Annotated in this window: 16 protein-coding genes; 5 read left to right on the top strand and 11 right to left on the bottom strand. The window is 68.0% G+C overall.

The window, feature by feature from the left end:
- Nucleotides 1–50: 50 nt before the first annotated feature.
- The 5 genes from AC06FA_RS13855 to efp form a co-directional block, all read right to left on the bottom strand.
- The gene (locus AC06FA_RS13855; protein ID WP_478068799.1) at nt 51–755 is read right to left on the bottom strand and encodes a squalene/phytoene synthase family protein; all 705 of its coding nucleotides are present in this window, start codon (nt 753–755) and stop codon (nt 51–53) included.
- Between the two features lie 11 nt (nt 756–766).
- Nucleotides 767–1,462: a phosphoglycolate phosphatase gene (locus tag AC06FA_RS13850; protein WP_478068798.1), complete on the bottom strand. Its 696-nt coding sequence runs from the start codon at nt 1,460–1,462 to the stop codon at nt 767–769.
- On the bottom strand, nt 1,459–2,175 hold the full coding sequence (gene ubiG / locus AC06FA_RS13845; RefSeq protein WP_478068797.1) for a bifunctional 2-polyprenyl-6-hydroxyphenol methylase/3-demethylubiquinol 3-O-methyltransferase UbiG: 717 nt from the start codon (nt 2,173–2,175) through the stop codon (nt 1,459–1,461). Before ubiG ends, AC06FA_RS13850 begins: the two co-directional genes overlap by 4 nt.
- Before the next feature lie 25 nt (nt 2,176–2,200).
- Nucleotides 2,201–3,544, bottom strand: a complete 1,344-nt coding sequence (locus AC06FA_RS13840) for a TRZ/ATZ family hydrolase (RefSeq protein WP_478068796.1) — start codon at nt 3,542–3,544, stop codon at nt 2,201–2,203.
- A gap of 163 nt (nt 3,545–3,707) precedes the next feature.
- Complete coding sequence (gene efp, locus AC06FA_RS13835) at nt 3,708–4,274, bottom strand: elongation factor P (RefSeq protein WP_108750146.1); 567 nt, start codon at nt 4,272–4,274, stop codon at nt 3,708–3,710.
- A gap of 98 nt (nt 4,275–4,372) precedes the next feature.
- On the opposite strand from efp, the gene epmB reads away from it, so the two are divergent.
- Complete coding sequence (gene epmB, locus AC06FA_RS13830) at nt 4,373–5,413, top strand: EF-P beta-lysylation protein EpmB (RefSeq protein WP_478068795.1); 1,041 nt, start codon at nt 4,373–4,375, stop codon at nt 5,411–5,413.
- 63 nt (nt 5,414–5,476) lie between these two features.
- On the opposite strand, the gene AC06FA_RS13825 is transcribed toward epmB, so the two are convergent.
- The 3 genes from AC06FA_RS13825 to AC06FA_RS13815 all read right to left on the bottom strand — a co-directional run bounded on the left by AC06FA_RS13825 (nt 5,477) and on the right by AC06FA_RS13815 (nt 9,355).
- Nucleotides 5,477–7,603, bottom strand: coding sequence for a putative bifunctional diguanylate cyclase/phosphodiesterase (locus AC06FA_RS13825; RefSeq protein ID WP_478068794.1), 2,127 nt, complete (start codon nt 7,601–7,603; stop codon nt 5,477–5,479).
- The gene (locus AC06FA_RS13820) at nt 7,600–8,508 is read right to left on the bottom strand and encodes a phosphate/phosphite/phosphonate ABC transporter substrate-binding protein (protein WP_478068793.1); all 909 of its coding nucleotides are present in this window, start codon (nt 8,506–8,508) and stop codon (nt 7,600–7,602) included. Before AC06FA_RS13820 ends, AC06FA_RS13825 begins: the two co-directional genes overlap by 4 nt.
- Before the next feature lie 76 nt (nt 8,509–8,584).
- Nucleotides 8,585–9,355 (bottom strand): RNA methyltransferase, encoded by a 771-nt coding sequence (locus AC06FA_RS13815; protein WP_478068792.1) that lies wholly within the window; start codon nt 9,353–9,355, stop codon nt 8,585–8,587.
- A 120-nt stretch (nt 9,356–9,475) separates the two neighbouring features.
- Between AC06FA_RS13815 and AC06FA_RS13810 the strand changes: the two genes are divergently transcribed.
- Nucleotides 9,476–10,303 (top strand): inositol monophosphatase family protein, encoded by an 828-nt coding sequence (locus AC06FA_RS13810; RefSeq protein WP_312708085.1) that lies wholly within the window; start codon nt 9,476–9,478, stop codon nt 10,301–10,303.
- Between the two features lie 440 nt (nt 10,304–10,743).
- Here AC06FA_RS13810 and htpX read toward each other — a convergent pair whose 3' ends face one another.
- A complete protein-coding gene (gene htpX / locus AC06FA_RS13805) occupies nt 10,744–11,610 on the bottom strand; it encodes a protease HtpX (protein ID WP_108750152.1) in 867 nt (288 codons plus the stop codon).
- A 93-nt stretch (nt 11,611–11,703) separates the two neighbouring features.
- Between htpX and gluQRS the strand changes: the two genes are divergently transcribed.
- The 3 genes from gluQRS to phaR all read left to right on the top strand — a co-directional run bounded on the left by gluQRS (nt 11,704) and on the right by phaR (nt 14,093).
- Nucleotides 11,704–12,624 carry a tRNA glutamyl-Q(34) synthetase GluQRS gene (gene gluQRS, locus AC06FA_RS13800; protein WP_478068791.1) on the top strand — a complete coding sequence of 307 codons (921 nt, stop codon included), beginning with the start codon at nt 11,704–11,706 and terminating at the stop codon, nt 12,622–12,624.
- A 17-nt stretch (nt 12,625–12,641) separates the two neighbouring features.
- Nucleotides 12,642–13,382, top strand: coding sequence for an acetoacetyl-CoA reductase (gene phbB, locus AC06FA_RS13795; RefSeq protein ID WP_478068790.1), 741 nt, complete (start codon nt 12,642–12,644; stop codon nt 13,380–13,382).
- Nucleotides 13,383–13,565: 183 nt separating this feature from the next.
- A complete protein-coding gene (gene phaR / locus AC06FA_RS13790) occupies nt 13,566–14,093 on the top strand; it encodes a polyhydroxyalkanoate synthesis repressor PhaR (protein ID WP_478068817.1) in 528 nt (175 codons plus the stop codon).
- Between the two features lie 99 nt (nt 14,094–14,192).
- On the opposite strand, the gene AC06FA_RS13785 is transcribed toward phaR, so the two are convergent.
- Nucleotides 14,193–15,131 carry a TraB/GumN family protein gene (locus AC06FA_RS13785; protein WP_478068789.1) on the bottom strand — a complete coding sequence of 313 codons (939 nt, stop codon included), beginning with the start codon at nt 15,129–15,131 and terminating at the stop codon, nt 14,193–14,195.
- 2 nt (nt 15,132–15,133) lie between these two features.
- On the bottom strand, nt 15,134–16,063 hold the full coding sequence (locus AC06FA_RS13780) for a DUF1684 domain-containing protein (protein WP_478068788.1): 930 nt from the start codon (nt 16,061–16,063) through the stop codon (nt 15,134–15,136).
- Nucleotides 16,064–16,071 lie beyond the last annotated feature (8 nt).

Below are 16,071 nucleotides of genomic sequence, written 5' to 3'. Positions count from 1 at the left end.
GCACAATCCCGCAGAGCGTGCGGACCAAGGTCCGCACCTACCAGAAGCGATCAGCCGCGCGCGGCCCACCACACGCGCAGCAGCGTGCGTACCGGGGTCGCTTCGATCGGCTTGCCTGCCGCCTGTGCGGCGACTCGGGCGCGGGCCAGGCTGGACCAGATCCGGCGCGGGCGCGGGCCGGGTACGCGGGTTCCCCACCCCTTCAGCAGATGCTGCGCCCAGCGCTGGCTGGCGTTGCTGGCGTCCTCGTCCAGCAGGCTGCGGGGCACACCGGCCACGCCGGCGTCCTGCAGGCGCTGGGCCAGGGTCTGCAGCTGCACGGCACGGCCCGCCCCCTTGCGCAGGGTGTCGTTGAACAGCACTGCTTCCACCGCAGCCACGGCGTCAGCGTAGTTGGCCAGCGCGCGCTCGGCGCCGGCAGCATCCAGGGCGACCGTGCGCGCCTCGACCAGATCCGGCAGCGCCTCGGCCAGCTGGGCCCACGGCGCGCGCACCGGCTCCAGCAGGCGCCCCAGCGGGTGGCGCGAGCGTTGCCCGGCCCAACTGCGCAGCTCCTCGCCCCACCACGCCAGCTTGGCGTCGGCCGGCAGCGGGTCGCCGCTGGTGTTGAGCATGTCGTCGAATTCCTGCAGCAGCGCAAACCACGCCACCGCAAGATCGCGGTGCGGTTCGGCCACGAACGGCGCGGCCACCGACCATTCCGGCCAGCGGCTGCGCCACTTGTCGAGGAAGCTTTCCAACGCGGTACTGCTCACTACATCGTTCCTTACGGCTGGGCCGGGTCTGCCGGCCGGGTCGGCCACAGGCTGGCCAGTTGCAGAAGTTCGGCGTTCTCCACCAGCACGTCGGCCTGCCAGGCCAGCGGATCGTCGCTGTGCAGGCGGTAGCCCCACAGCGCCGCCACCGATGGCATGCCGGCCGCACGCGCCGCGATGATGTCACGCTCGTCGTCGCCCACGTACACGCAGTCTGCGGCGGCCACCCCGATCGCCTGCGCGGCGTGCAGCAGCGGCAACGGGTGCGGTTTCCGTTCGGCCAGCGTATCGCCGCCCACCAGCACCGCGCAGCGCTGTTGCCAGCCGTGCTGCGGCAGGACCAGGCGGGCCAGGTATTCGGGCTTGTTGGTAACGATGCCCCACACGGCGCCAGCTGTATCCAGCGCCGCCAGCATGCCGGCCACGCCGTCGAACAGCACCGCGTGCTGGCCGATCAAGGCCTCGTAGCGCTGCAGGAACTCGGGAATCAGCGCATCACGCGCCGCATCATCCAGATCCGGGAAGGCGGCGCCCACCATCGCCCGCGACCCCTTGGATACCACCGGGCGCAGCTGCGCCGGATCGACCGGCGCGCGGCCACGTTCGGCCAGCATCGCATCGCAGGTGGCGACGAAGTCCGGCGCACTGTCCAGCAGGGTGCCGTCCAGGTCGAACAGCACCGCGCGCGGGAACGAGGCGCCGCTCATTCCGGCTTGACCGCGTAGGCCAGGTAGTTGATGTCGGTGCGGCTGCTCAGGCGGGCATGATTGCGCCACGGCTCGTAGGCCATGCCGCTGACATCGACCAGCTGCACGTCGGCCTCGCGCAGCCAGCGTGCCAGCTCGGCCGGCTTGATGAATTCCTGGTAGTGATGGGTGCCCTTGGGCAGCAGCCGCGCCACGTACTCGGCGCCGACAATGGCCACCGCGAAGGCAGCAGCGGTGCGATTGATGGTGGACAGGAACAGGTGGCCGCCCGGCTTCAGCAGGCGCTTGCAGGCCTCGATGATCGCGCCCGGGTCGGGCACGTGCTCGAGCATTTCCATGCAGGTGACCACATCGAAGCTGCCCGGCTGTTCGGCGGCCAGATCTTCGGCGGCCTGCACCCGGTAGTCCACCTTGGCACCGCTTTCCAGCGCGTGCAGGCGGGCCACCTTCACCAGCTCGGGGGCCAGGTCGATCGCGGTCACGTCAGCGCCGGCCTGGGCCAGCGCCTCGCTCAGCAGGCCGCCACCGCAGCCGATATCCAGCACGCGCGCGCCGCGCAGCGGCACGCGGTCGGCCACGTACTGCAGGCGCACCGGGTTCAGTGCATGCAGCGGCTTCTGCGGACCATCGGCGTCCCACCAGCGGTTGGCGAGCGCGGCGAACTTGTCCAGCTCGGCCTGATCGAAATTGGAGGATGCGTGGGGGGCGGTCATGGGGAAGTCCTTGCGGCGCCGTCGGTCAGGCGCGGATATGGCGGATGCGCTCGCGCCACTGGCGCGCATTGGCGATGATGCCCGGCAGGTCCATGCCGACCAGCTCGCGCTGCACCAGCTTCGGCTTGCCGGCGATCCAGACGTCGCTGACCTGCTGGCGGCCGGTGGCGTACACCAGCTGCGACAGCACGTTGTGCAGCGGCTGGGTTTCCAGCGCGGACAGGTCGACGCAGACCAGGTCGGCCTGCTTGCCTACTTCGATCGAACCGATGCGCTCGCCGAAGCCCAGCGCGCGCGCGCCACCCAGGGTGGAGGCGCGCAGCGTGGTGGCCGCGTCCAGCGCGGTGGCATCGTCGGCCACGGCCTTGGCCAGGATCGCCGCGGTGCGGTTCTCGCTGAACATGTCCAGGTCGTTATTGCTGGCGCAGCCGTCGGTGCCGATCGCCAGGTTCACCCCGGCGCGCTGCAGGGCGCAGGCCGGGCAGAAGCCCGACGCCAGCTTCAGGTTCGATTCCGGGCAGTGCACCACGCTGACGCCACGCTCGGCGCACAGGTGGATTTCGGCATCGGTCAGCTGGGTCATGTGCACCGCGATCAGGCGGTCGTTGACCAGGCCCAACCGATCCAGCCGCGCCAGCGGGCGCTGGCCGTACAGCTTGATCGAATCGGTGATTTCCTGCGCGGTTTCATGGGTGTGCAGGTGCACCTGCATGTCCAACTGATCGGACAGCATGCGCACGCGCTCGAAATTGGCGTCGTTCACGGTGTACGGCGCATGCGGCGCGAACGCCGTGCCGATCAGCGGATCGCTGCGCCACTGGTCATGCAGTTCGCCGGCCTTGGCGAAGTACTCGTCATCGGTCTTGGCCCAGGCGGTGGGGAAATCGATGATGACCGCGCCCACCAGCGCGCGGAAACCGTGTTTCTTGTAGACCGCAGCCTGCACGTCACCGAAGAAGTAGTTTTCGTTGGCACAGGTGGTGCCACCGCGCAGCATTTCGGCAATGGCCAGGGTGGTGCCGTCGGCCACGAACTCGGGGCCGATCACCGCCGCTTCCACCGGCCAGATGTGCTGCTGCAGCCAGGTCATCAACGGCAGATCGTCGGCCACGCCGCGCAGCAGGGTCATCGGGTTATGCGTGTGCGCGTTCACCAGCCCCGGCATCAGCGCCGCGTCGGGACGGCTGACCACCTGCGCGGCACGGAAGCGCGCGCGCGCCTCGGCACGCGGCAGGATGGCGACGATTTCGCTGCCACGCACGGCCACAGCGTGGTCTTCCAGCACCACCGCATGCGGCTCGATCGGAACGACATAACCGGCTTCGATGAGCAGGTCGCAGGCTTCGGGGAGATGCGGGCTATCGCTCATGCGGGCTCACTGGCTATTGGAGAAGGGCCTGGCGGGAGGCGGTAGCGCCGGGCCATGCCCGGCGGCTGTCCGTTGCGGCGCCATGGGCGCCGGCAACGGGTTCCGGGCGGTGCCCGGAAAGCCGAGCATGGCTCGGCTCTACAGGTAATCCGGCTACGCCGGATTACTTAACGCGCGAGGAGTATTCACCCGAGCGGGTATCAACCTTGATGATTTCATCTTGGTTGACGAACAGCGGCACGCGCACCACGGCACCGGTTTCCAGGGTGGCCGGCTTGCCGCCGCCGCCCGAGGTGTCACCACGCACGCCCGGATCGGTTTCGGTGATCTTCAGTTCAACGAAGTTCGGCGGCTGCACGAAGATCGGCGCGCCGTTGAACAGGGTCACGATGCAGGCTTCTTCGCCCTTCAGCCACTTTTCGGCGCCGCCCATGCCGGCCTTGTCGGCCTGCACCTGCTCGAAGGTTTCCGGGTCCATGAAGTGCCAGTACTCGCCATCGCTGTACATGTAGTTCATGTCGGTGTCGACAACGTCGGCCACTTCCAGATCGTCGGTCGCCTTCATGGTCAGTTCCACCACGCGGCCCGAACGGATGAAGCGGTACTTCACGCGGGTGAAGGCCTGGCCCTTGCCCGGCTTCACATATTCGGTATCCGTGATGACCGCCGGTTCGTTGTTGACCAGGATCTTCATCCCGTTCTTGACGTCATTCATGCCCACAGTGGCCATGCTCAAGCTCCTCAAATGGCAAAACCGCCGCGGGTGCGGCGAGCCGGATAGAATGGAAAGCCCACCGGAACCCCGGTGGGCAACTGATTTATGCCCCCATGATAACCGCAGGCCCCCTCTCCATGCAGCTTTCCGCCTTCCCCCGCACCCAGTCAGCGGGCGCGCCCGCGCGCTGGCAGCAGCTCTGGCGGCAGGCACTGCGTGACCCGCAGCAACTGCTGGCCCAGCTGGGTCTGGACCCGGCCGCACTGGGGGTGTCCGAGGCCGCCATGGCGCAGTTCGCGCTGCGCGTGCCGCAGGGGTTCGTCGCCCGCATGCGCCACGGCGATGCCCATGACCCCCTGTTGCGCCAGGTCCTGCCGATCGACGCGGAAATGCAGGTGGTCCCTGGGTTCAGCTTTGATGCGGTGGGCGATGGAGCAGCCAAAAAGGCCACCGGGGTCATCCAGAAGTACCGTGGCCGTGCCCTGCTGGTGGCCACCGGCAGCTGCGCGATCAACTGCCGCTACTGCTTCCGCCGGCACTTCGACTACGGCGCGGAAAACGCGGCCAAGGGCGGCTGGCAGGAGGCGGTGCAGGCCATCGCCGACGATGCGGACATCGACGAGGTGATCCTGTCCGGCGGCGACCCGCTGTCACTGGCCACCCACAAGCTGGTGGAACTGACCGATGCGCTGCGGCAGATTCCGCACGTGCGCCGCCTGCGCATCCATACCCGCCTGCCCATCGTGCTGCCCGAACGGGTGGACGATGAACTGCTGGCCTGGCTGGGCAGCCTGCCCTGGCCGCTGGCCATCGTGGTCCACGCCAACCATGCCAACGAATTCGACGCCAACGTCGATGCCGCCATGGCGCGCCTGCGCGGCACCGGTGCGCAACTGCTGAACCAGGCCGTGCTGCTGCGCGGGGTGAACGACAGCGTGCAGGCCCTGCAGGACCTGAGCGAGCGCAGCTTCGCCGCCGGCGTGCTGCCGTATTACCTGCACCAGTTGGACCGGGTGGAAGGCGTGGCCCACTTCGAGGTGGACGATGTCCAGGCCAAGGCCCTGGTGGGCGGCCTGACCGCGCGGCTGTCCGGTTACCTGGTCCCCAAGCTGGTGCGCGAACTGCCCGGCGACCCCAGCAAGCGCCCGGTGTAAGGCCTGGGCTGGGGTCAGAGCCCTTTTCGTGCGAGAGGGATCTGACCCCAGGACATCGGGTTGTCAAAGCCCCGATTCGATCATCCGCACCACTTCGGTGGCGGTTACCGGGTGGCTCAACCGGTAGCCCTGGCCCAGGTCGCAACCGCGCTGGGCCAGCAGCTCGAACTGCGCTTCCTGCTCGATGCCCTCGGCCACCACGGTGATGCCCAGCGCATGGGCCATGGCGATGATGGCCGTGGTCAGGGCCAGATCATCCGGGTCGCGCTGCATGTCGGCCACGAAGCTCTTGTCGATCTTGACCCCGTCCACCGGCACCTGGCGCAGGTGGCTAAGGCCGGAGAAGCCGGTACCGAAGTCATCCAGCCACACCTTCACACCGGTCCGGTGCAGCTTGTCCAGCAGCTGGGCCGCAACCATTTCATCGCCGATCACCGCCGTTTCGGTCAGTTCCAGGTGCAGGCGTGACGCGGGCAGACCAGACTCGTGCAGGCACTGCGCCACCAGCGCGGGCAGCTCACCGCCGCGCAACTGCCGCGGCGACACGTTCACCGACACGAACAGTTCATCGCCAGCCATGCCGCGCGGCCATTGCGAGGCCTCCATGCAGGCGGCGCGCAGCACCTTCGGCCCGATGACCTCGATCAGCCCACTCTGCTCGGCCACTTCAATGAACACCGACGGCGGAATGGTGCCCAGCGTGGGGTGCTGCCAGCGCAGCAGCACTTCCACGCCCACCAGGCGGCGGTCACGCATGCGGAAGATCGGCTGGTAAGCCAGGCGCAGTTCGCCGCGCTCCCAGGCCCCGCGCAGCTCCTGTTCCATGTGCACGCGGCGCTCGACCGCGTGGTCCATGGCCCGGCTGTAATAGCGGAAGCAGTTCTTGCCGGCCATCTTCGCCTGGTACATGGCGATGTCGCCGTTCTTCAGCAGCGTGGTCGCATCGGCCGCATCGTCGGGGAACAGGGTCACGCCGATCGAGGTGCCCAGGAACAGCTCACGGCCCTGCACCACCAGCGGCTTGCCCAGCTCGCGCACCAGCACTTCGGCCAGCAGGCGCGCGTTGGCCGCCACGTCACCATCGCCGACCAGGATCACGAATTCATCGCCGCCGAACCGCGCCAGCAGCGCCTCATCGCCACCGGCTTCGGCCACCGCGCGGGTGATGCGCTGGGCGAACTGCAGCAGTGCTTCGTCACCGGCCTCGTGGCCCAGCGTGTCGTTGACCCGCTTGAAATCATCGATGTCGGCGAACAGCAGCCCCAGCCGGTGCCCGGAGGCGCGCGCGGCCATCAGGCGATGGTCCAGCGCCTCGCGGAACGCCAACCGGTTGGTCAGCCCGGTGAGCGCATCGGTGTAGGCCATGTGCCGCACTTCGCGGTCATGGCGCGCAATGGCATCGCGCATGCGGGCGAAGCCGCGCACCAGCTCACCCACTTCATCGTCGCGGGTGTTTTCGGCCAGCGGCGCCTGGTAATCACCTGCCTCGATGCGGCGTGCCGCGGCGGCCAGTTCACGGATGGGCGTCACCAGCGTGCGCTGCACGTACATGATGACCACCACGCCGATCACCACCAGCAGGCCCAGCATCAGCAGCAGCCAGCCCAGGTGGCGGCTGCCGACCTGCTGCAGGCGCTGCCCCAGCGTCGCGTTGGCCGCCACTTCGCGCTCATGCACCTCGTCCAGGGCCATGCCCACGCGCACACCGCCGATACGCTGCTTGCCCACGGTGATCGGCATGGCGTTGTCCAGCACCGTCGGCGACTGCTGCACGACCAGGCCCTGCGCCGCCACGGCGCCACGCGCCAGGGGATCGTCCATCGCCCGGCCGAAGCCGGCAACGTCGACCGAGCCGTCGTGGACCAGGCGCCCATGCTCATCGAACACCAGCACGTAGCGCACTACCGGCTGCCGCGCCGTGCCGCGCACCAGCGCGCCGACCTGGTCCAGGTCGTTGTAGTACAGCGGGTTGGCCAGCGAATCGGACAGCTCACGCGCCAACGCCTCGCCGCGGCTGCGCACGCTGCGGTCGAACAGTTCATGGATCACGCCGCCGCTGAGGGTCTTCACCTCGCTCTGCATCGACGCCTGGCGCCCCAGCAGCACGGCCAGGATCGCAATCACCACCAGCATCGCCCCGCCCATGGCGAGCAGGAATCGGGCCTGCATCCCGGAGCCGAGCCACTTCATTCAACGTCCATCCGCACGCGCATCAACCCTTGTTTCAGTTCGTCCAACCGCTGCTGCGCATGCGCATCGACGCGGTGGAACCCGGAAGTCCCAAAAAACCGTTGCAACGCCACCTGCGCGCGTGGGTCGGCCGCCGCCTGCAGCAGCACCTGCTGCAGCCGTTCGCGCACCCGCGGGTCGAGGTCGGCCCGTACCACCTCCAACGCGCGCGGATACGGCTCGGTGCGCAGCAGGACGCGGAAGTCGCGGCGGAACGCCGCCGGCACCCGCCGTTCATCGTCCCAGTCCACACTGCTGACCGCACCGCCATCGGCCAGCCCCTTGTGCACGAAGGTGGCCACGTTCAGCTCGCTGCGGGCGAACACGTAGCCCACCGCATCGGGCCCCGGCAGGTCCCAGCTGCCGGCCAGGATCTGCGGGCTCAAGCCATGGTCCAGCAGGGTCATCACCGGCACCAGATAGGCGCTGGTGGAGGCCGTGTTCTGCAGGGCCAGGCGATGCCCGCGCAGGTCTTCCACACGCTGCAGTGCACTGTCGCGGCGCACGAAGAACACCGTGTGGTATTCGCGTACGCCGCTGCGCTCGGTCAGCAGCAACGGACGGGCGCCACTGCGCAGGCCCAGCGCAACGGCCGTGCCGGCCGTTTCCGTGACCCAGTCGACCCGCCCGCGGCGCAGGTAGCTGGCCATCTGCTGCGGGTCGCGGGCCATCAGGATCCGGCCTTCGCGGATGCCGACGTCGTGCATGCGCGCGACCACATAATCCAACAGCGGCTGTAGTTGTTCGTAGTGCACCTTGGGATCATCACTGATCCGCCCCAGCACCAGGACCGGGTCGGGCGCCGGCGCAGCATGCGCCATCCCGGCCAGCAGGCCCCAGGCCAGGCTCAGCAGTCCCCCCTGCATTGCCTTTCGCAGACCCGACAACACGTTTCATCCCCCAGGTAATCGCGACAGACTACCTGAAAAAATGAGAACTTCGTCAGCCCTGGCCGTCCTTGGGCTGCGCCAGCCGCGCCATGCGCTGGGCATCGGCCAGGATGCCGCGCAACAGACGCACTTCCTGTTCGCTGGGCTCGGCCCGCAGGAACAGGCGGCGCAGCTTGCGCATGGCCGATTCGGGCGCGCGCCCCTTGTGGAAATCGATCTCGTCCAGGGTCTGGCCGAGCTGGCCAAAGAAGCTCTCCAGCTGTTCGTGGCTGGCGGCCTGCTCACGCACGCCGTCTTCGGCCGGGGCCACCGGCTGCTGGCCCAGCAGGCGCATGCGGGTTTCATAGGCCAGGACCTGCACCGCTGCCGCCAGGTTGAGCGAACTGAACGCCGGATCGGACGGAATATGCACGGCGGCGTGGCACAGCTGCAGCTCTTCATTGGTCAGGCCGGTACGCTCGCGACCGAACACCAGCGCCACCTCGGCGCCCTGCCCGGCCTTGTCCACCGCACGGGCGGCCGCGTCGGCCGGCAGGAATTCCTCCAACTGCACGCGGCGCGCACGCGCGGTGCAGCCCAGCACCAGGGTGCAGTCGGCCACGGCCTCGGCCAGGGTCGCCACCACCGGCGCGTCGCCCAGTACGTCTTCGGCGCCGGCCGAGCGGCGGAAGGCCTCCTCGTCCAGCGGTTTTTCCGGGGCGACCAGCACCAGCCGGGCCAGGCCCATGGTCTTCAGGGCACGCGCGGCGGCCCCCATGTTGCCGGGGTGCTGGGTACCAACAAGGACGAAACGGATACGGGTGGCGGCAGGAAACTGGGACATGAACAGGGAAAAGGTCGAGCTGGACGAAGACCAATGGTAAACTGTGCGGCCGGCCACTGCGCCGGACCCGCTCTTTTCCCCCGCCAGCCCTTCTCTTCTGCCTTTCCGGGAGCCCACGCCATGCAGAAACCCGCCGTCACCGTCATGGTCAAGGCCGCCCGCCTCGCCGGCAACGTCCTGTTGCGCAACATCAACAAGCTCGAGGCGCTGAATGTGGTGCAGAAGGGCCGCATGGACTACGCCAGCGAAGTCGATGCCGATGCGGAAAAGGTGATCGTCAAGGAACTCAAGCGCGCCTACCCCGACTACGGCATCTTCGGTGAAGAAGGCGGCGTGCAGGGCGAGCGTCGCCAGATGTGGGTCATCGATCCGCTCGATGGCACCAGCAACTACCTGCGTGGCGTGCCGCACTACTGCGTGTCCATCGCCCTGGTGGAAAACGGCGAACCGACTGACGCGGTGATCTTCGACCCGCTGCGCAACGAACTGTTCACCGCCAGCCGCGGTGCCGGCGCGGTGCTCAACGACCGTCGCATCCGCGTGGCCGACCGCAAGGACCTGGAAGGCACGATGATCCACACCGGTTTCGCGCCGCGTGAGCGCAGCCGCGCCAGCGCACAGCTGAAGGCCCTGGACGCCCTGCTGGTACACGCCGAAGACGTGCGTCGCACCGGCTCGGCCGCGCTGGACCTGGCCTACGTGGCCTGCGGCCGCGCCGATGCCTACTTCGAAGCCGGCGTGAAGGCCTGGGACGTCGCCGCTGGCCTGCTGCTGGTGCGCGAAGCCGGCGGCAAGGTCTGCGACTTCAAGGGCGCCACCCTGGGCCGCATGGACAACCGCGGCCCGGACACCCACCAGATCGTGGCCGGCAACCTGAAGGTGGCCGAGTCGCTGCAGAAGGTGCTGGTGAACACCGCCTACGCCGCCGAGTTCGACGCCAAGTTCTGAGCGTCCACGTAACGCGATTCACTGAAACGGCACCTGCGAAGGTGCCGTTTTCGTTTGTGCGCCCGGAGATTGGTTTCCGCGACCGCGGAGGGGTGTCACTTTCTTTGCGCGCAAAGAAAGTAACCAAAGAAACGCTCCGCCGACCGCGAGCCGACGTGCTGCGCACGCCGGTGCCCTGCGCTTCTCGGCGAATCAGGGGACGGCGCCGAACTCGCTGCGCTCAAACACCGGCGCCTCTTCGCCCCTGCTTCACCTGCGATGCTCGGCTCGCTCAAGGCGGACTGGAAGGTCAAGATCAACAGCAACAGCAACAGCAACAGCATCCACGCGTGGCGTGGATCTACCGAGTGCAGCTGTGGGATCACCGACGCATATATCACCGCAAACAAAAACGCCCGGCGCGAGGCCAGGCGTTTCCGCACTACCTTGAAAGCGGAGGCTTACGCCACCGTCGAAGCCCGCAGGGCGGCAATGCGCTCTTCCAGCGGCGGGTGGCTCATGAACAGCTTCTTGGCGGTCGAACCGGCAATACCGAAAGCGGCAATCTGGCTGGGCAGCGTGCTCTGGCCATGGTTCAGCTGCAGGCGTTCCAGCGCGGCAATCATCTTCTGGCGGCCGGCCAGCGAGGCACCGCCGGCATCGGCGCGGAATTCGCGGTGGCGCGAGAACCACATCGAGATCATGGTGGCGAACAGGCCGAACACCATCTCCAGCACGAACACGATGATGTAGTACGCGAAACCACGGCCGCCGCCTTCGCGGTTGCCCGACAGCGCGCTGTCGATCACGCCGCCGACCACGCGCGCCAGCACGATCACGAAGGTGTTCAGCACACCCTGCAGCAGCGCCATGGTGATCATGTCACCGTTGGCCACGTGGGCGATCTCGTGGCCCAGCACTGCCTCGGCCTCGTCTTCGCTCATGTTGTGCAGCAGGCCGGTGGACACCGCCACCAGCGCATTGTTGCGGTTGGCGCCGGTGGCGAACGCATTGATTTCCGGGCCGTCATACACGGCCACCTCCGGCATGCCGATACCGGCCGCCTTGGCCTGGCGTTCCACCGTAGCCAGCAGCCAGCGCTCGGTGGGGTTGCGCGGCTCGGTGATGACCACCGCGCCGGTGGAGCGCTTGGCCATCCACTTGGACAGCAGCAACGAAATGAAGGAACCGCCGAAACCGAAGATCGCGGCCATCACCAGCAGGCCGCTCATCTGGCTGGGATTGACCCCCAGCAGCGACATCACGATGCTGGCCAGGATAAGCACGGCAAAGTTCGTGGCTAGAAAGAGTGCGATGCGGGTAAACATGGGAAATTCCGGCTCGGAAGGGGTCGATATCTGCCAATTTGCGGTGCAGTCAGCTTGAATTCAAGCGCCAACCTGACCGACGATTCAGCCAGCATGACCTCCCCCATCCCCTGCGGCCGCTTTGCGCCCTCGCCCACCGGCCTGCTCCACCCCGGTTCCCTGCTTGCCGCCTTCGGCAGCTGGCTGCTTGCGCGCCATCACGGCGGCCTGTGGCGGCTGCGTATCGAAGACGTGGATCCGCCGCGCACGGTGCCCGGTGCCGCGCACGAACAGCTGCGCACGCTGGCCGGTTTCGGCCTGGCCCACGATGGCCCGGTACTGTGGCAGAGCGAGCGCAACGCGGCCTACCAGGCCGCGCTGGACGTACTCCTGGCCAGCGACCAGGCCTTCGTCTGCCACTGCAGCCGCAGCGACCTGGCGGCCAGCGGCGGCATCCATCACCGCTGCGTGGACCGGCCACCGCGACCGGACCCAGCCGTCCGCTTCCGCGTGCCGCCGGGCAGCGTGGTCCAGTTCGTCGATGGCCTGCGCGGCCCGCAGCAACAGGACGTGCACGCCGAGGTCGGCGATTTCGTGCTGCGCCGCGCCGATGGCTGCTGGGCCTACCAGTTGGCGGTGGTGGTGGACGATGCCGCGCAGGGCGTGACCGAGGTGGTGCGCGGCGCCGACCTTCTGGATTCCACCGCCCGCCAGATCCTGCTGCAGCAGGCTCTGGGGCTGGCCCTACCGCACTATTGGCACCTGCCGCTGCTGCTGGATGCCCCGGGTCACAAACTGTCCAAATCGCTGGCCGCGCGGCCGGTGGACAGTGCCCGGCCGCTGCCGGTGCTGCGCTGGCTGTGGGCGCTGCTGGGCCAGGACCCGTCGGCCCTGGACGGTGGCGACGACCTGCACGCCCTGCTGCAGGCCGCGCAGCACGCCTTCGATCCGGCCCGCCTGCCGCGCCAGGACATCCTGCTGGCCGACGGCGCACTTTCCGCGCCGATGTTGCAGAATCCCCCTTCCCCCACCTGAAACCCGGACAGCATTCCATGACATCTCGCGTCGCACTGGTCACCGGCGGAACCGGCGGCATCGGTACCGCCATCTGCCAACGCCTGGCCGACCAGGGCCACCGGGTCGCCACCAACTACCGCGACGAGACCAAGGCCCGCGCCTGGCAGCAGGCGATGACCGCGCGCGGTTACAGCGTGTCGATCTTCCCCGGCGACGTCTCCGACCCGGCCAGCGCCGAGGCCATGGTGCGCGCGGTGGAGGCCGAACTGGGCCCGGTCGAGATCCTGGTCAACAATGCCGGCATCACCCGTGACACCACCTTCCATCGCATGCGCGCCGAGCAGTGGCACGATGTGATCAACACCAACCTCAATTCGGTGTTCAACGTCACCCGCCCGGTGATCGAAGGCATGCGCCGCCGTGGCTGGGGCCGGGTCATCCAGATCAGCTCCATCAACGGCCTGAAGGGCCAGTACGGCCAGGCCAACTACGCCGCGGCCAAGGCCGGCATGCACGGCTTCACCATCTCGCTTGCGCGCGAGAACGCCGGCTTCGGCATCACCGTGAACACCATTTCGCCGGGCTATGTCGCCACCGACATGGTGATGGCCGTGCCGGAAGAAGTCCGCGCCAAGATCATTGCCGACATCCCCACCGGGCGCCTGGGCAAGCCGGAGGAAATCGCCTATGGCGTGTCCTTCCTGGTGGCCGATGAGGCCGCGTGGATCACCGGCAGCAACCTGGACATCAACGGCGGCCACCACATGGGCTGGTAAGCCGCGCAGCGGCGGTGGCGGCAACGCATCTTCGCCGCCACCCAGTGGCCATGCTGCGCAGCACGCAAACCCTTGCTGCGCAACATGATCGGCGTGCAAACCCAAGCCCGGCGCGGGCTGGGGCGGTTGCCAAGGCTTGTGCACTGCGCCATGCTGCGCATCTACTGTGACGAGTACCGCTTCATGGCTGCGACCCGCATCATCAAGAAGTATCCGAATCGTCGTCTGTACGACACCGAGATTTCCAGCTACATCACCATCGAGGACGTGCGCCAGCTGATCCTGGACGGCGAGGACTTCGAGGTCCGCGACGCCAAGAGCGGCGACGACCTGACCCGCTCGGTGCTGCTGCAGATCATTGCCGACCAGGAACAGGACGGCGAGCCGATGCTGTCCACCCAGCTGCTCAGCCAGCTGATCCGCTTCTATGGCGATTCCCTGCAGGGCTTCATGGGCAACTACCTGGAGCGCAGCATGCAGGTCTTCCTGGACCAGCAGCAGCAGTTCCGCCAGCAGATGGGCAACCTGCTGGGGCAGACCCCGTGGGCGATGATGAACCAGCTGACCGAACGCAACCTGGAGTTGTGGCAGGAGTTCCAGCGCAACATGGGCGCCGGCTTCGGCGGCCCGCGCCCGGGCGGCACCGGAACCGGCAACAAGCCCAGCGACAGCAACGTGGGGACCGGTACCGGCGGCAAGACCCGGCGCTGAGCGCCTGCGCTTCGCCGCACGACACGAAAACGGCGCGCCCCTGGCGCGCCGTTTTCTGTTGCAGCCGTCGTTGCCGCGTCATCCACGCGTGGGGTGGATCTACCGCTTGCACCCCGTGCAGACGCGCTCGACCTTGTAGCCCTTGGCCTTGAGCTTTTCCACCAGCCCATCGCTGCCCAGCACGTGCAGCCCGCCCACCACCACCAGGGTGCCACCCTGCCCGGCCTGCAGGTACGGCACCAGCTTCGGCACCCAGGCCTTGTTGCGCCCGGTGTTGATGCGCTGGTAGAGCTGCGGGTACTGCTGGCGCATCTCCACGGCCATCTTGTTCCACAGCAGGCGATCATCGCCGCGGCGCCAGGCGTCGTGCAGCTGGCGGGCCTGCGCATCGCCCTTGTCCACCTCGTCCAGCGCTTCGGCCAGCATCTGCCGCTGTTCGGTGGCACTCATGCCATCGAGCATGCTGATCTGCGTATCAATATCTTCCAGTCCGGCGGTCCTGCGCCCGGTCTTCTGCGCGCGTTCCATGAAATGCCGGTCCAGCCCCAGTGCCGGGTCCAGGCCCATTTTCTGCATCTGCCCGACCGAAATGGTCAGGCCCACGAACCAGGCCTTCATGCCCTGCAACTGCGCCAGCGGCAGGTTGTTGCTGGCAGCGAAGGCCTGCAGCTTCTGCCAGGTCGCTTCGTCCAGATCGCGCTTGAGTTCGCTGCCATCGGTGCGGGTGGCTGCCTGCACCATGCGGCTGGACAGCTCGGGCGACTGCATGTCTTCCGGCGACAGTTCGAACACCACGCGCTGCGAGGCGTCGAAGGCCTTTTCAACATCGGCCGACAGCGGGTAGTCCTGTGCGGTCAGCAGGTGGAAGGAACCCAGCAGGTAAACGCGCGCGTCCCCGGCCCCGGTCACTTTCCACAGCAGCGGCACCGGCGGCTTGCTGGCAGCGGTATCGGCCGGGGCGCCGCGTGCAGCGGCCAGCGGTGCGAGCGCGACGGCCAGCAGCAACGCGGCACTGCGCAACAGGGTTCTGATCGGCATGGTCAGCCTTCTCCAGGGGGCAGGTGGTAGGCCTTTTCGCCCGCGTCCACGCGCAGGTCGATCCGGTTCTCCGGCGGCGACAGCGGGCAGGTCGCATAGGCGGTGAATGCGCAGGGCGGGTTGTAGGCGTGGTTGAAGTCCAGGGTCAGCGTGCCGTCTGCGGCGGGCGCGGCGGTATCCAGGTAGCGACCGGCCGGATAACTGCCATGGCCGCTGGTGCGGTCGGCGAAGATCAGGAACAACGGCTGGCCAGGCTCACCGATGGCCTCCAACCGCCACGGGCGCCCGTCGCGCTCGAACTCCACCGCACCCGCATTGGGCATGTCGGTGGTCAGGCCGGTGATGTCGACGATCGGCAGGGTCTTGCCTGCCGGGTGAGGAATGAAGCGCGCCGGCACCTGCCACTGTGCACCGCCGGGCCAGTACTGCAGGCCGGCGAAATCGCGCCGGGCGGGCGCATCGGCGTGCTTTACCCGCAGCGCATCGCGCGGTCCCCGGCGGATCAGGCTCAGCTGGCCCTTGCCACCATCGAACGCCAGCAAGGTCGGCTGCGCATCCTTGTCGGTGTCCATCCGGATCCGGCCCCGCACGGGTTGCCCGTCATGGGTCACATCGGTGCCCGCTTCGGGGGTGAACCACCATTGCGTGCCTTCACGGCGCAGCAGGCCCAGCTTGGCCGGGCCCACGGCAAGACGGATGCCACTGGTGGCGCCACTGCCGATGAAGTGCGATTTGTTCTGCAGCCAATGCAGGCCCACCAGCGCCGTCCAGCCATCGGGCCGCACCAGATCCTGGTAGCGCTGCACGCGCCATTGCTGTTGCTGCGCCGCATAGGCTGGATCCTCGACCTGCGCCGGCACCGGCGCAGGGGCCGGACTGCAGGCTGCCAGCGCCAGGGCGACCAGCAGGCCGCCCGCTCCCCGGTAACGCATCGATGCTC

It is taken from the genome of Stenotrophomonas sp. Steno-C17 (assembly GCF_056393165.1).
The sequence above is the reverse complement of the archived record's forward strand: the minus strand, read 5'-3'. Positions and strand labels throughout refer to the sequence as shown.

What these genes read in the sequence shown, in the direction of transcription:
- AC06FA_RS13850 (WP_478068798.1), bottom strand. Translation starts at nt 1,462, where the DNA reads ATGAGCGGCGCCTCGTTCCCGCGCGCGGTGCTGTTCGACCTGGACGGC.
- ubiG (WP_478068797.1), bottom strand. Translation starts at nt 2,175, where the DNA reads ATGACCGCCCCCCACGCATCCTCCAATTTCGATCAGGCCGAGCTGGAC.
- AC06FA_RS13840 (WP_478068796.1), bottom strand. Translation starts at nt 3,544, where the DNA reads ATGAGCGATAGCCCGCATCTCCCCGAAGCCTGCGACCTGCTCATCGAA.
- efp (WP_108750146.1), bottom strand. Translation starts at nt 4,274, where the DNA reads ATGGCCACTGTGGGCATGAATGACGTCAAGAACGGGATGAAGATCCTG.
- epmB (WP_478068795.1), top strand. Translation starts at nt 4,373, where the DNA reads ATGATAACCGCAGGCCCCCTCTCCATGCAGCTTTCCGCCTTCCCCCGC.
- AC06FA_RS13825 (WP_478068794.1), bottom strand. Translation starts at nt 7,603, where the DNA reads ATGAAGTGGCTCGGCTCCGGGATGCAGGCCCGATTCCTGCTCGCCATG.
- AC06FA_RS13820 (WP_478068793.1), bottom strand. Translation starts at nt 8,508, where the DNA reads ATGCAGGGGGGACTGCTGAGCCTGGCCTGGGGCCTGCTGGCCGGGATG.
- AC06FA_RS13815 (WP_478068792.1), bottom strand. Translation starts at nt 9,355, where the DNA reads ATGTCCCAGTTTCCTGCCGCCACCCGTATCCGTTTCGTCCTTGTTGGT.
- AC06FA_RS13810 (WP_312708085.1), top strand. Translation starts at nt 9,476, where the DNA reads ATGCAGAAACCCGCCGTCACCGTCATGGTCAAGGCCGCCCGCCTCGCC.
- htpX (WP_108750152.1), bottom strand. Translation starts at nt 11,610, where the DNA reads ATGTTTACCCGCATCGCACTCTTTCTAGCCACGAACTTTGCCGTGCTT.
- gluQRS (WP_478068791.1), top strand. Translation starts at nt 11,704, where the DNA reads ATGACCTCCCCCATCCCCTGCGGCCGCTTTGCGCCCTCGCCCACCGGC.
- phbB (WP_478068790.1), top strand. Translation starts at nt 12,642, where the DNA reads ATGACATCTCGCGTCGCACTGGTCACCGGCGGAACCGGCGGCATCGGT.
- phaR (WP_478068817.1), top strand. Translation starts at nt 13,566, where the DNA reads ATGGCTGCGACCCGCATCATCAAGAAGTATCCGAATCGTCGTCTGTAC.
- AC06FA_RS13785 (WP_478068789.1), bottom strand. Translation starts at nt 15,131, where the DNA reads ATGCCGATCAGAACCCTGTTGCGCAGTGCCGCGTTGCTGCTGGCCGTC.
- AC06FA_RS13780 (WP_478068788.1), bottom strand. Translation starts at nt 16,063, where the DNA reads ATGCGTTACCGGGGAGCGGGCGGCCTGCTGGTCGCCCTGGCGCTGGCA.